Consider the following 13,798-nt stretch of genomic DNA (forward strand, 5'->3'; position numbering starts at 1 on the left):
CACCTGTGGGAGGTTGGGCCGGATGAGCCGTTACGATCTGCTGGTACGCGGAGGCACCCTCGTCGTGCCCTACCTGGGAACCGTCCGGGCGGATCTCGCCACCAAGGACGGCACGGTGGCCGCGATCGGCTCCTTCACTGAGGACGAAGCGGAAACGATCTTGGACGCCACCGGGAAGCTGGTCTTCCCCGGCGCCGTCGACGCCCACTTCCACCTGGGTATCTACCGTGACCTGTCGGTCGACGCGGCCGAGGAGACCCGCTCGTCACTGGTCGGCGGCGCGACCACGGTGCTCTCCTACTTCCGCACCGGCCAGCACTACCTCAACAAGACCGGGCCCTACGGCGAGATCTTCCCCGAGGTGCTGGACGCGGTCGCCGGCCACGCCTGGACCGATTACGGCTTCCACCTGGCGCCGATGGACACCGCCCAGGTCCGCGAGGTCCCGTCGCTGGTCGAGGGAAGCGGCGTCAGCTCCTTCAAGTACTACATGTTCTACAAGGGCTTCAACCTCTCCGCCGACTCCCGTGACGCCAAGGCGTTCACGATGAGCGACGAGTACGACCTCGGCCACCTCTACCAGCTCATGGAGGCGGTCGCGGCGGCGAACGCCGCCACCGACCGCCGGGTCTCCCTCTCCCTGCACTGCGAACAGGCCGAACTGATGCGGCTCTTCATCGATCGGGTACGGGCCGGCGGCGACCCGCAGACGCTGAAGGCCTACTCGGACGCCCGCCCGCCACTCACCGAACGGGTGGCGATCGGCGAGGCCACCACCCTGGCGAAGGCGACCGACTGCGCCATCAACCTGCTGCACCTCTCCTCCGGCGAGGCCCTGGCCGCCGCCCGCGAGGCGCGGGTCGCGATGCCGGGCGTCGACATGCGCTTCGAGGTGACCCTGCACCACCTCTGCCTGTCCCACGACTCACTCCCGGGCCTGGGCGGCAAGGTGAACCCGCCGATCCGGACAGCTGAGGACAACGAGGCGCTCTGGGCGGGCGTCCTGGACGGCACGGTCGGCTGGGTGGCATCCGACCACGCTTGCTGCCTGGAGCAGGAGAAGGGCGACGAGCTCTGGCCGGCCCTGCCCGGCTTCGGCGGCACGGCCCTGCTCTACCCGATCCTGATCAGCGAGGGCATGCACAAGCGCGGCCTCTCCCCGGCCCGCGTCGCCGAGCTGGTCTCGGCGAACCCGGCGCGGGCGTACGGCTTGGACGGCCGCAAGGGCAACCTGCTGCCCGGTTACGACGCCGACCTGGCCGTCGTCGACCCGGACCTGGAGCAGGAGGTCACCACCGACCTGCTCCTCTCCGGCCAGGACCACTGCCCCTTCGAGGGCCGCAAGGTCCGCGGCTGGCCGGTGGCCACGGTCCTGCGAGGCCGCATCGCCTACCAGAACGGCGCCGTGACGGGCACCCCCCGAGGCGCCTTCGTGGCCCGCTGACAGCCGGGTGGCCGGCGGCCCCTCCCGCCGCCCACCCGATTCCTTCGTCGCGGTCATCAGCCGCGTCGCCGGAGTCATGCATGATGGTTCCACCGGCATGGGCATGACCGGCACCGGCGCGGAGGTGACACCGATGAGCCAGTCGAATCACATCCCGGCCGATGGCACGGAACTCGTGATCCGTGCCGTGGGACCGGCAACCGACGGCGGGCGCCTGCCGCTTTCCGAGCTCGCCCGGCTGAGCGGAGGCCTGCAGGCCTCGTTGGAGCGGATCGCGCTGAGCATCAGCGGCAACACGAGCCGGCTCGGTCGTCGTCCCCGCGACATCGTCGACGCGGTCCGGCTCGATGTCGTCGGTTTCCAGCCCGGATCGGCGGTTCTCCGTGTCGCCCGCACCGGACAACACAGTCTGGACGATCTGCTGACCCGGTCGCTTGACGCGCTGGAGGCCGGTCTCACCAGCCTCCGCCGGGACCCCCGCACCCTGCCGCCGCACTTCACACCGCAGGTCATCAACGGCATTCGTGACCTGACCGGGGGAATCAGTGCAAGTAATGTGACACGCATCGAGTTCCGGCGCTCCGGCGAGATACGTTTCACCCTCGATGAAGCGTTGCAGAGGGCGGTTCGTGCGGTGCAGCCGGAAACGATTCAGCAGATGGTGACGGTGGTCGGCCGCCTGCACATGGGTGACTTCTCCCCCGCAGGGCTCCGCTGCCGGATCGACTCATACGCGAGCAGCGTTCTGTGCGACTTCACACCGGATCTCCGGGACGCGGTTCTCGACGCCATGGATCAGATGGTCATGGCTGAGGGCGCAGGCGAATTCGACCCGAACGGCAGTTCGGTGCATGTTCTTCACCTGACCGGGCTGGAAACACTGGACAGCGCCCAGCCACGATCGCTGGAGGCCCTGGCACGTGAGCAGCACGTCGGTCCGGTGCACTCCATCGATGAGTTCACCGTCCCGGGCATGGACGACGTCGACGACTTCCTCGCCGCCCTCCGATCGGCGCGGCAGGGCGACTGATGAAAAACGTCATCGTCGACACCGATGCGTTCTCCCACCTCTGGCTCAGCTCCGGCAGCACCAGTAGCGCCGCGTCCCAACTGCTCGGGACCATCCCCGTCATCAGCTTCACCACGGTGGCCGAGCTGCACTTCGGAGCGGCGAAAGCCGGCTGGGGACCTCGCCGGATCGAACGGCTCGAGGAGGCAATCCGGCGATACGTCGTCGCGCCCTACGACCCGGACCTGGCCCGGCTGTGGGGACGGCTCAAGAGCCAGGCTCAGCGCGCCGGGCATCCGCTCGGGCACAACAGCCAAACCAATGACCTGTGGATTTGTACCACCGCGATCTACTACAACGCTCCTCTCCTGACACTGAACCGCCGCCACTTCGAGGACTTTCCCGGCCTCGTGGTGCTCTCCTAGGCGCGGCCCAGCAGGGCCGCGCCGGCAAGAAAGCCGTCAGGCGCCTGCGGGGACCGACGGGACCGCGGCGTCCTCGGCGGCTGTCGCGTCCTGGCGGGCGGGCTCCTCGCGGAGGATCGCCGCGTTCAGCCAGGTGTCCGGGACGGCGAAGGCGTCGACGAGCGTGCGCATCTGCGGGCGCAGTTCGCGCAGCAGGTCGTTGACCACGCCGGTGACCGCCTTGGATCGGGCCGGGGTCAGCCGGCCGTGCTCCAGGAACCAGCCCTTGTCGCCCTCGATGACGCTCAGCGCGTAGAGGTCGCAGACCCGGGACAGCAGCGCCGCGGCGGCCGGGTCGGCGGCGCGCTCGATGCCGGCCACGAACGCCTCCAGGGTGACCCGCTCGATGTGCGCGGTGGCGGCCTGCAGCACGTGGTCCTGCACGTCGTTGAAGATGTCGAACGGCCGATCCTTCTTCGCCGTGGCGCCGCCGCGCAGCCGCCGGATGGCGCCTTCGAGCAGGTGCTTCTCGCGGAACTCGAACATCTCCAGGTGCCAGCCCCGGTCGGTGACCGCGACGTCCTCGTCCCGGCCGGGCACGGCGCTGACCAGGCGCTGGATCACCGACCGGGCGGCGGTGCGCTCCAGGACCATCTCGCGGACCTGCTCGGCCACGAAGGTGGCCCGGCCCCAGCCGTCGAGCGAGCCGAACGCGTCCCGGTACCCGGTGAGCAGGCCCTTCGCGACGAGTTGCAGGAGCACCGTGTTGTCGCCCTCGAACGTGGTGAAGACGTCGGTGTCCGCCTTCAGGCCGGGCAGCCGGTTCTCGGCGAGATATCCGGCGCCGCCGCACGCCTCCCGGCACATCTGGATGGTGCGGGTGGCGTGCCAGGTCTGCATCGCCTTCAGACCGGCCGCCCGGGACTCGAGCTCCCGCTGGCGGTGCTCCTCGACCTCGGCGCCGGACTGCACGTCGGCCAGGGTGGCGACCAGCTCCTCCTGGGCGAACGTGTAGGCATAGGTGTACGCCAGCGCGGGCAGCAGTTTGCGCTGGTGAGCAAGGTAGTCGTTGAGCAGCACCTCCCGGTCGTCGCCGGGCCTGGTGAACTGGCGGCGGGCATCGCCGTACCGGACCGCGATGGTGAGCGCGCTCTTGGTCGCGGCGAGGGCCGAGCCGCCGACGGTGACCCGCCCACGGACCAGGGTGCCGAGCATCGTGAAGAAGCGCCGGGTGTCGTTCTCGATCGAGCTGGTGTACGCGCCGTCCTCGGCGACCTGCCCGTACCTGTCGAGCAGCATGTCCCGCGGCACCGTCACGTGGTCGAACGAGATCCGGCCGTTGTCGACGCCGAGCAGGCCGGCCTTCGCGCCCGCGTCCTCGATCGTCACGCCGGGCATCGGGCGGCCGTGCTCGTCGCGGATCGGCACCAGCCAGGCGTGCACGCCGTACCGCTTGCCGCCGGTGATCAGCTGGGCGAAGACGACGGCCATCCGCCCGTCCCGCGCCGCGTTGCCGATGTAGTCCTTGCGCGCGGCCTGGTGCGGCGTGTGCAGGTCGAAGCTTCCCGACGCCGGGTCGTAGGTGCAGGTCGTGCGCAGTTGCTGCACGTCGGAGCCGTGACCGGTCTCGGTCATCGCGAAGCAGCCGGGCAGCTCCACCGAGATGATGTCCCGGAGGAACTCGTCGTGGTGCCGTTTAGTGCCGAGCGCGACCACCGCGCCGCCGAACAGCCCCCAGTGCACGCCGGCCTTGACCATCAGTGACAGGTCGACCTGGGCGAGCATCTCCGCGGCGACCACGGAGCCGCCCGGGTCGCCGGATCCGCCGTACTCGGCGGGGAACGCGTCCACCACGCCGACGCCGGTCGGGATCTTCCGGATCAGCGCGCTGACCCGGGTCCGGGCCTCGTCGCCTGTCTCGCCGGGGATCGTGACGAAATCAGCGCCGAGCCCGTCCCGTACCGCCTGGCGCACGTGCGCCCATCGGCCGTCCAGGACCTGCTGCAGGCGTACCGGATCGACCGCGTTCTGCTGACCGTTCATGGCCGAATATTACCCGCCGGTAACGTCCGTCAACCGGCGAACGGCCTATCTCACATCCCGTCGCCGGACCACTCCCCGCGGGACCGCGAGCGCACCGGCAGCGTCGAGATGACCGGCTGGTGGGCGTGGTTGTGCTCGTCGTAGTTCTCCGGGTGGCCGCCCCACTTCACCCACTCGCTCGTGGTGTACCAGTTGGTCAGCTCACCGTCCGAGCGGATGATCCAGTCGATGTCGGTCTCGGCGATGAAGTGGCCGTGCTTCACGCCTGCGGGACGGAAGCAGTACGTACCCTCGTCGATGTCTCCGAAGTTGTACGCCATCCGGCCACCGAGCGTGTAGAACTCCTCGTAGCACGGGTGATGCGCGAGCCGGTGATCGGTCCAGCCCTTCTTCGCCCGGATCAGCCGGGTGTAGAAGCCGGTCTTCGGGTCGCGGTGCAGCAGCTTGATGTAGAGCGGGGTGAGCGGCCCGACCGACGTCGCCTCGGTCCACTCCATGGTGGTGGCGTCCACCACGGTGACGTCCCCGGTGGCGTCCGTCTCCGTGACCGAGGTGAGCGGGTCGAAGCCGGCGTCGCCGTACTCCCGCCAGTGCAGGATCCGCGAGCCCTCCCGGATCTTGATCCAGTCCATCGGGACGCCCTTGGGCACCTGGATGTACCCGCCGGCGCCGAGTTCCCGGCCGCCGTAGATCAGCGATCCCTCGACCACGTAGAACTCGGTGTCCGCGTGCGCTATCCCGGCGCTGCGACCCCAGTCCGCGGTGGCGTGCAGCGACAGTGACGACGAACCGTCCTCCTCGTCGGTCGACAGGCGGCGCTCGAGGATCCTCCCCTCGCCGAACGGCAACTCGCCGGCGTGGAAGATGTAGTCGTTCTCGTGGATCAGCTCCACATGTGCCCTCACGGCGTACTCCTCAGCTCGCGTTTCAGGATCTTGCCGGCGGCGTTGCGGGGTAGCGCCGCGACGGCGCGGTACTGCTTGGGAACCTTGAATCCGGCCAGCCGCTCGCGCAGATACGCCTCCAGCGCATCGGCGGCGACGGGTTCCCGGCCGACCAGGTAGGCGACGACCCGCTCACCCCAGCGGTCGTCCGGCTCGCCGACCACCGCGCACTCGGCGACGGCCGGATGGGTGAGCAGGACCTCCTCGACGTCGCGCGGGTAGACGTTCACGCCACCCGTGATGATCACGTCCTTGACCCGGTCGACGATCGCGATGAAGCCCTCCTCGTCGCGGATCACGATGTCGCCCGAGGTGAGGAAGCCGTCCTCGGTCGTGCAGGCGGCGGTGGCGGCCGGGTTCTCGTGATAGCCGTTCATCAGGTACGGCGACCTGCTGTACAGCTCACCGGGCTCGCCGTCCCCGACCTCCCGCCCGGAGGGGTCCACGATCCGCACCTGCGTCCCGAACCACGGGTGCCCGACCGTCCCGGCCTTGCGGCGGGCGTCCGCCGGGCGCAGGTTGGTGACCACTCCCGCCTCGGTGGAGCCGTAGAGCTCGTGCACCCCGACGCCGGGGAACGCCTCGAACACCCACTCCTTGAGGACTCGGGGCAGCGCGGCCGCGTTGAAGTAGAGGGTGTCCAGGGTCGGCAGGCGCGGGATCTCGCCGAAGTGTGCCCGCAGCAACTGCGCGTGCGTCGGCACCAGGAACACCGACTGCGCGCCGTCCCGCGCGATCATGTCGATCAGCGCGTCCGGCTGGAACGACCGCAGCATGCTCACCGTGCCGCCGCAGTGGACGGCCGCATAGGCGAACGCGAACCCGGCGCCGTGATACATCGGGGCGACCGCGATGGTCCGGCGCCCCGGCCCGATGCCCCATTCGAGCGCGGAGGCATAGAAGGTCAGCGACCGGGAGCGGTGCGAGATCAGCACGCCCTTGGGGTCGCCGGTGGTCCCGGCCGTGTAGGCGATGCAGAACGGATCCCGCTCGTCCACCGCGACCCAGGGGTCGGCGGCCCGCGCGGCATCGATCCACTGTTCGTAGCCGGCGCCGATCCACACCACATGTCCGGAGAAATCGGGAACCGACCCGCCGTGAGCCTCGTCCACGATCAGCACCCGCGCCCCCGAGTGCCCGAGGATGAACGCCACCTCGGGCGCCGTCAGCCGCGGATTCACCGGCACCAGCACGAGACCCGCCTTGGCGATCCCCGCCGCGATCTCCGGGTACTCCAGGCGGTTACCGCAGAGCAGAGCCACCCGGTCGCCCGTCGCGAGCCCCAGCCCGAGCAGCGCGCACGCGAGCCGCGACGACCGGGAGTCCAGCGCCGCGTAGGACAGCGCCCGGTCCCCGTCCCGCACCGCGATCGCGTCCGGAGTGGCCCGGCCGAACTCCCGCACCCCACCAGCGATCGTCAGATCCGCACCACCGGGCCGCAACATGCGAGAATGGAAACACCGTTTCCATTCTCACCGCAAGAGGTGATCTCCAGGAAAGTCGCCGGCGCGCCCGAGCTGGGCGGGCACGGCCGCCAGCCCGAGTTGCTCGCCGATCCAGGCGCCGGCCCCGGCGGCCGACGTCACGTCGACGCCGGTCGCCAGGCCGGAGCGGTTCAGCAGGTAGGCGAGGTCCTCGGTGGCGATGTTGCCGGTGGCGGCCGGCGCGAACGGGCAGCCCCCGATCCCGCCGAGACTCGCGTCGAGGGCTCCGAAACCGGAGGCCACGGCGGCTGTCGCGTTGGCGTACCCGGCGTTGCGGGTGTTGTGGAAGTGAGCGCGCAGCGGCACGCCCGGCGCAACCGGCCGCACGGCGCCGGCCAGCTCGGTGACCTGAGGTGGGACGCCGACACCGATCGTGTCGGCCAGGCAGATCTCGTCGACCGGGCCGGCGTCCGCGACGAGATCACGCACGCGGGAGACCGGCACCGGACCGGTGAACGGGCAGCCGAACGCCGCCGCCACCGTCAATGTCACGAACAGCCCGGCCTCGCGGGCGCGGGCGGCCACCTCGCGGAACGCCGCCAGCGAGTCGGCGGTGGACATCCCCTGGTTCCGGCGGGAAAACTCGTCGGACGCGACAACTACATAGTTGATCTCGTCGGGCCGCGCCGCCTCCTCCAGCGCGAGCGCCCGATCGAGCCCGCGACCGTTGAGGACCAGCGCGGTATAGCGGACACCCTCCGGCCGCGGCGCCGCCCGCAGCACCTCCGCGGCGTCCGCCATCTGCGGCACCCGGTCCGGGCGGGCGAACGCGGCGACCTCGATGCGCCGGAGACCGGCGGCGATGGCCCGCTCGACATAGGCGATCTTCACCGCCGTCGGCAGCACTCGCTTCTCGTTCTGCAGCCCGTCCCGCGGACCGACCTCGACGATCTCCACGCCCCACCACCTGTTCCATCTAGCGAAACACCGTTTCGCAGCATAGGGTGAAAACCATGATCGGACCACTCGCAGACATCCGTGTCCTGGAAACGGGCACCCTGCTCGCCGGCCCCTTCTGCGGGCAGCTCCTCGGTGACTTCGGCGCTGAGGTGATCAAGCTGGAGGACCCCGGCAAGGGTGACCCGATGCGCCAGTGGGGCCGGGAGAAACCGCACGGCCAGTCGCTCTGGTGGCCGGTGGTCGCCCGCAACAAGAAGTCGGTGACCTGCAACCTGCGCACCGCCGAGGGGCAGGACCTGGTCCGCAGGCTGGTGGCGGAGGCCGACGTGCTGCTGGAGAACTTCCGGCCCGGCACGCTGGAGCGCTGGGGACTCTCCTACGAGGAGCTCTCGGCGATCAACCCCCGGCTGATCCTGGTCCGGGTGACCGGTTACGGCCAGTCCGGTCCGTACTCTCCCCGGGCCGGCTTCGGCTCGATCGGCGAGGCGATGGGCGGTCTGCGCTACGTGACCGGTGAGCCCGACCGGGCGCCGTCACGCAGCGGCATCTCGATCGGGGACTCGCTGGCCGCGACGTATGCCGCGTTCGGCACGCTGGCCGCACTGCACGCCCGCGAGCGCACCGGCCGGGGCCAGGTCGTCGACTCGGCGATCTACGAGGCGGTCCTCGCGATGATGGAGTCGCTCATCCCCGAGTGGGGTGTGGCCGGCTACCGCCGCGAGCGCACCGGACCGATTCTGCCCAACGTGGCGCCGAGCAACGTCTACCCCGCCGCCGACGGCACCGACGTGCTGATCGCCGCGAACCAGGACACCGTGTTCCGCCGCCTCGCCGACGTGATGGAGCGTCCCGACCTGCCGGCCGACCCGCGCTACGCCACCCACGGCGCGCGCGGCGAACATCAGGCGGAGCTCGACGCGCTCATCTCCGAGTGGACGAAAACGGTCCCGTCCGCGAAGCTGCTCGCGCTGCTGCACGAGGCCGGCGTCCCGGCCGGCGGCATCTACACGGCCGAGGACATCATCGCCGACCCGCACGTCCAGGCCCGCGAGGCAGTCATCACTGTCGATCACCCGGACCTCGGCGCGATCCCGATGCAGAACGTCGCGCCGCGCCTGTCCGGCACACCCGGCGAGGTCAGGTGGGCGGGACCCGCCCTCGGCTCGCACAACGACGAGGTCTACACGGACATCCTCGGCCTGACCAGCGACGAGATGGCCGGCCTGAAGGAGCGGGGAGTGATCTGATGCCGCCGTCGGAAATGGCGCTCGACGCCGACTACACCTCCGCCGGATTCGCCCGCCGGCTCGGCTGGGGCGCCCGGCCCGCGGTCCTGCTGATCGACGCGGCGCTGGCCTACACGGCGCCGGAGTCGCCGCTGCACCTGACAACCGGCCAGGCCGCGGCCGACGCGATGGCCCAGCTATCAGAAACGGCCAGAGCCGCGAACATCCCGGTCATCTGGACGACCGTCCGCTTCGCCGACGAGTCCTGCTCCGAAGCACCCCTGTTCGCCGCCAAGGTCCCCGCCCTGAAGGTCTTCGCCGCCGGCAACCCGCTCGGCGGCTTCGCCCCGCCCCTGCACCCGGCACCCGGCGAACCGGTCGTGGTCAAGCACTACGCGAGCGCCTTCGCCGGCACCTCCCTGGCCGCCTGGCTGACCTCCCACTCCATCGACACCCTTGCCATCGGCGGCTTCTCCAGCAGCGGCTGCGTCCGCGCGTCCGCCCTCGACGCCCTCCAGCACGGCTTCCGCCCGATGGTCGTCCCCGAGGCCTGCGCCGACCGCGCACCCGGCCCCCACGAATCGAGCCTCTTCGACCTCAACGCCAAATACGCCGACGTGGTCACGCTGACCGAAACCCTGCAAACCCTCACAAGGTACGCCTGACCCTCCCCGCCGCACCGTGAGCCGTCCCCCAGCACGCCGGGCGACTGACGCCCCTGACGCCGGCGCTTCCCGCCGCCGGCCCCGGCGCCCCCGCGCGCGCGTCGACGTCCGGCCCGGACCCCTTCAGTCCCCGGACAGAGGTAGCAGGCAATCGCCCCAGCACGTGCGCCCGCGCCCATCCCATCCGCCCGTGGATCGTGAAGCCGCCCGGGCCGGTCGGCGCTCAGCGTCGTCCGACCGTGCCCCGGACAGCACTGCAAGCCAGCCGGCCAGTGCGAACTGGCTCCCAGCGCTGCCCCGAGGCCGCCCCAACAGCCCTACGCACCAGCCGGCGCTCAGCGCGACAACACTGCGCACCAGCCGGACCGGCCGGCACCCAGCGCTGATCCAGCGTGTGGAGTTCGCAGCGCGCTGCACACCCGAAAATCCACACGCGGGTCAGGACGGCACGGTCAGCTGAGTGTCTGGATGACGTTGCCGGTGAGGAGGTTCTGGTAGTACGCGCCGCCCGGGTAGTACGCCGCGGTCGTCGTCCCGGTGACCGCGTCCGACGCCCAGTTCACCGCCAAGGTCTGCAGCGCGCTGACGTTCTGCGCCTTCGACGTTCCGCCGGTCAGCGTGCAGAGCCAGTTGGTGGTGGCGCCTTCGGCGTCGCAGTGGCTGCCGGTGGTGAGCCGGACCCCGAGGAACGGCCGGTCGATCCGGGCCTGCAGCTCCACGGTTCCGCTGGCGTTGCTGTTCGAGAGGTACGGCGGGGACGAGATCGCGGTGATCGGCAGCGAGGTGCCGGCCAGCCCGGTCAGCCCGTCCGCCATGTTGGTGCCGGACGGCGACTTCACCGGGTCGAGCAGTTGCAGGTGACGCAGCCCGGCGAACGCGGCCGGGAACGTGGTGCGCAGCCGGTTCGCGATGTAGGTAACCGCCTCGCCACCGGCCGAGTGCCCGGCCAGCACGTACGTGGTGGGCAGGGGGGTCCCGGATCGGCCCGCGGTCGCCGCCGCGGCAGCGTAACTGGTGCCGAGCGCGCCGCCGGCGCCGTTGCCGAGCAGGGCTGCCACGTTGTTCAGGAACGCCGTGTTGTTGCCGGTGTTGTTGACCGTGCAGCCGTACAGGTTGGTCGACGGCAGGTTCGGCGTGAACACCAGGAATCCGGCGGCCTGGTACTTGCGGGCCAGGTCGGCGACGTTCGCGTTGGAGCGCGAGAAGCCGTGCTGGAGGAAGACCAGCGCCTTCGGGGTGGTGGCCGCCGGGAAGAACCAGTCGGCGTCCTGGTTGAGCGTCGAGCCGGCGCAGGGGATCGTGACGGCGCCGTCGACCTCGACGGCGGCCGCGTGCGCGGCGGAGGGGGTTGCCGCGAGGACGGAGGCGGACAGGAGCAACGCCGCGACGATGCGGCGCGGGGACAGGGACACGGGACCTCCAATGGTCATCCGTAACACTCTCCGAAACACTGTTTCCATTAGGGGTTATCGATGGGTTTCTGTCAAGGAAGTGCGGAAACGGACAAAGCCCGGCATCCGCGAGGCGGATGCCGGGCTTTGATGACGTCAGGCCGTCACTCCTCGTATCGGGGAACGGCCAGAGGATGCCGCTCGTCGTCGCGGGCCGCGATGCCCGCCATCGACCGGACGTACTGCCCGGCGGTGATCTCACCGTCGAGCAACTGAGCGCAGAGCACACCTTCCAGACTCTGCGGGCCGAACAGCGCCTCCGGGACGATCAGCGGCTCCGCCTCGGCCTGCGCGTCCGCGCGTACCCCGCGCACCGCGAGCACACAGGCGCCGGCCAGGACGAGGATGAGCAGGGACAGGATCAGCATTGCCACCGCCTTCATCGGTCACCGCGGGGCTGTCACGCCCCGCCCACGACAGAGAGAACGGATCACAGCGCGTGATGGTTCGACCGAATCAGCCGGGAAGCAATCAGCCGAGTCCCACGGCAGCGATCATGAGCGGCAGCACGAGCAGGATCAGCAGTCCCCCGAGGACGTCGAAGGAGACGCCGGAACGGATCATCGTGGTGATCGGCACGACGCCGGAGCCGTAGACCACCGCGTTCTGCGGCGTGGAGACCGGCAGCATGAAGCCGAACGAGGCGGCGAACGTCGCGGCGAGGGCCGGGACCAGCGGATCCACGCCCGCTGCCACGGCGATCGGGATGACGATCGGCACGACCACGGCCGCCGACGCGGTGTTGCTGGTGGTCTCCGAGACCACGATCGCCAGCAGCACGGCGAACGCGGTGATCGCGAACGTGCTGGACAGCCCGAGCGCGTCGGCGCTGGAGGTGCCGATGGTCTCGGCGAGTCCGGTGTCGGCGAGCAGCGACCCGAAGATGATGCCGGTGCCGAAGAGCAGGATCGTGCCCCAGTCGATGCGGGCCGCGTCGCTCCAGTTGAGCGTGAACTCCCGCCGGCCCCACGAGGTCGGCAGCAGGAAGAGCAGCGAGGCGCCGAGGACCGCGACGACGCCCTCGTTGAGCCGGCCGCTGACCGTGTCGTAGACGCTGGACTCGGTGCCCCAGAGAACCGCGATCACACCGGGCGTGATCCAGAGGACGACCGTGACGACGAAGGCGACCAGGGTGTTGCGCTCGGCCGGCGAGAATCCGCCGAGCTTGGCGCGCTCGGCGGCCACGTACTCCTCGACGCCCTCGATCCGGCGGATCTCCGGCTTGTTCAGCAGCAGGAGGACCAGCGCGAGGATCACGAACATGCCGAGGCAGATCGGCGCGGCGACGGCCATCCACTCGGCGAACGAGATCTTCACCCCGGTCGCCTCCTCGATGAGCCCGCGACCGATGAGGTTCGGGGGCGTGCCGACCGGGGTCAGCAGGCCACCGACGCTGGCCCCGTACGCCAGCATCAACATCAACGCCGCACCCACCCGCAGCCGGGTGGGATCGAAGTCGGCGGCCGCGAGGCCGCGGTCCTGCATCATCTTGGCGATCACCGCGAGGATGCCGAGGGCGGTGGGCAGCAGCATCGCGACGGTGGCGGTGTTCGAGACGAAGGCCGACAGCAGCGCGGTGATCACGCCGAACGCGATGATCACACGCGCGGTCGAGCGGCCGACGCCGGGCAGCGAGAGCACCCGGAACGCGAACCGGCGGGCCAGGCCGTGTTTCAGCATCGCCTGGGCCAGGATGAACGCGCCGATGAAGGTGAACACTGTGGACGACCCGAAGGGCGCGAGCACGTCCGCCGCGGGCGCCACCCCGAAGATCACGATGAGGGCGACGCCGATCAGGCCACCGACCGGGATCGGCACCGCCTCGGTCACCCAGAGCACGATCACCGCGAGCAGCACCGCGGCGAGGACCTGCTGGCTCGGGCGGATGCCGAGCGGGAGGGCCAGGAAGATCAGCATGACGACCGGGGCGAGGAAGAGCCCGATCGTGCGCCGGCCCCGCTCGAAACGCTCCTCGGCGGGAGAGAGCCGCTGCTCGCCGAGACTGCGGTAGGTCGAGCCTCCGAGCAGCCGCTCCTCGACATCGGTGCGCGCTCCGGGTGCCCCTTCGGTGGTGGACATGCCGACTCCCTCCCGATCAGTGATCTACATACGTCGATATTAAGCCGAGACCACGTTCGAGTACGGGGTATGTCCTAAGTTTACCTATTTTGGATATTGTCCCGCTGTGTCCGGTAAACGTGCTAAATACCCTGCGCTGCATTTGACGC

General features: G+C 70.2%; 12 protein-coding genes. 5 read left to right on the forward strand and 7 right to left on the reverse strand.

Features of this window, described 5'->3' with window-relative positions; genetic code table 11:
• The first annotated feature begins 22 nt into the window (after window positions 1-22).
• Genes AMIS_RS28260 through AMIS_RS28270 form a run of 3 tightly spaced genes read left to right on the forward strand, consistent with a single transcriptional unit; the run spans window position 23 to window position 2,878 of the window.
• Window positions 23-1,444, forward strand: coding sequence for a dihydroorotase (locus tag AMIS_RS28260; protein WP_014445851.1), 1,422 nt, complete (start codon window positions 23-25; stop codon window positions 1,442-1,444).
• A gap of 7 nt (window positions 1,445-1,451) precedes the next feature.
• Window positions 1,452-2,474 (forward strand): hypothetical protein, encoded by a 1,023-nt coding sequence (locus AMIS_RS28265; RefSeq protein WP_014445852.1) that lies wholly within the window; start codon window positions 1,452-1,454, stop codon window positions 2,472-2,474.
• The gene (locus tag AMIS_RS28270) at window positions 2,474-2,878 is read left to right on the forward strand and encodes a type II toxin-antitoxin system VapC family toxin (protein ID WP_014445853.1); all 405 of its coding nucleotides are present in this window, start codon (window positions 2,474-2,476) and stop codon (window positions 2,876-2,878) included. Before AMIS_RS28265 ends, AMIS_RS28270 begins: the two co-directional genes overlap by 1 nt.
• 36 nt (window positions 2,879-2,914) lie before the next feature.
• On the opposite strand, the gene AMIS_RS28275 is transcribed toward AMIS_RS28270, so the two are convergent.
• The 4 genes from AMIS_RS28275 to AMIS_RS28290 are packed head-to-tail and all read right to left on the reverse strand — an operon-like array spanning window position 2,915 to window position 8,225.
• Window positions 2,915-4,900 (reverse strand): acyl-CoA dehydrogenase family protein, encoded by a 1,986-nt coding sequence (locus AMIS_RS28275; RefSeq protein ID WP_014445854.1) that lies wholly within the window; start codon window positions 4,898-4,900, stop codon window positions 2,915-2,917.
• 50 nt (window positions 4,901-4,950) lie between these two features.
• Complete coding sequence (locus AMIS_RS28280) at window positions 4,951-5,805, reverse strand: DUF4437 domain-containing protein (RefSeq protein WP_014445855.1); 855 nt, start codon at window positions 5,803-5,805, stop codon at window positions 4,951-4,953.
• Window positions 5,802-7,289, reverse strand: a complete 1,488-nt coding sequence (locus AMIS_RS28285) for a class I adenylate-forming enzyme family protein (RefSeq protein WP_014445856.1) — start codon at window positions 7,287-7,289, stop codon at window positions 5,802-5,804. The genes AMIS_RS28280 and AMIS_RS28285 overlap by 4 nt, the downstream gene beginning before the upstream one ends.
• A 27-nt stretch (window positions 7,290-7,316) precedes the next feature.
• Window positions 7,317-8,225: a hydroxymethylglutaryl-CoA lyase gene (locus AMIS_RS28290; protein WP_014445857.1), complete on the reverse strand. Its 909-nt coding sequence runs from the start codon at window positions 8,223-8,225 to the stop codon at window positions 7,317-7,319.
• Window positions 8,226-8,281: 56 nt separating this feature from the next.
• Here AMIS_RS28290 and AMIS_RS28295 point away from each other — a divergent pair, with 56 nt between their 5' ends.
• Both AMIS_RS28295 and AMIS_RS28300 read left to right on the forward strand, forming a co-directional pair.
• Window positions 8,282-9,475, forward strand: coding sequence for a CaiB/BaiF CoA transferase family protein (locus tag AMIS_RS28295; RefSeq protein WP_014445858.1), 1,194 nt, complete (start codon window positions 8,282-8,284; stop codon window positions 9,473-9,475).
• Window positions 9,475-10,119, forward strand: a complete 645-nt coding sequence (locus AMIS_RS28300) for an isochorismatase family protein (RefSeq protein WP_014445859.1) — start codon at window positions 9,475-9,477, stop codon at window positions 10,117-10,119. The genes AMIS_RS28295 and AMIS_RS28300 overlap by 1 nt, the downstream gene beginning before the upstream one ends.
• 452 nt (window positions 10,120-10,571) lie before the next feature.
• Here the strand turns inward: AMIS_RS28300 and AMIS_RS28305 are convergent, their stop codons facing one another.
• The 3 genes from AMIS_RS28305 to AMIS_RS28315 form a co-directional block, all read right to left on the reverse strand.
• A complete protein-coding gene (locus AMIS_RS28305; RefSeq protein WP_051042166.1) occupies window positions 10,572-11,549 on the reverse strand; it encodes an alpha/beta hydrolase family protein in 978 nt (325 codons plus the stop codon).
• Between the two features lie 125 nt (window positions 11,550-11,674).
• On the reverse strand, window positions 11,675-11,938 hold the full coding sequence (locus tag AMIS_RS28310) for a hypothetical protein (protein ID WP_231859112.1): 264 nt from the start codon (window positions 11,936-11,938) through the stop codon (window positions 11,675-11,677).
• Between the two features lie 103 nt (window positions 11,939-12,041).
• Window positions 12,042-13,649 (reverse strand): SLC13 family permease, encoded by a 1,608-nt coding sequence (locus tag AMIS_RS28315; RefSeq protein ID WP_014445862.1) that lies wholly within the window; start codon window positions 13,647-13,649, stop codon window positions 12,042-12,044.
• Window positions 13,650-13,798: the final 149 nt, after the last annotated feature.

The sequence above is a fragment of the Actinoplanes missouriensis 431 genome (assembly GCF_000284295.1).
Taxonomy (GTDB): Bacteria; Actinomycetota; Actinomycetes; order Mycobacteriales; family Micromonosporaceae; genus Actinoplanes; species Actinoplanes missouriensis.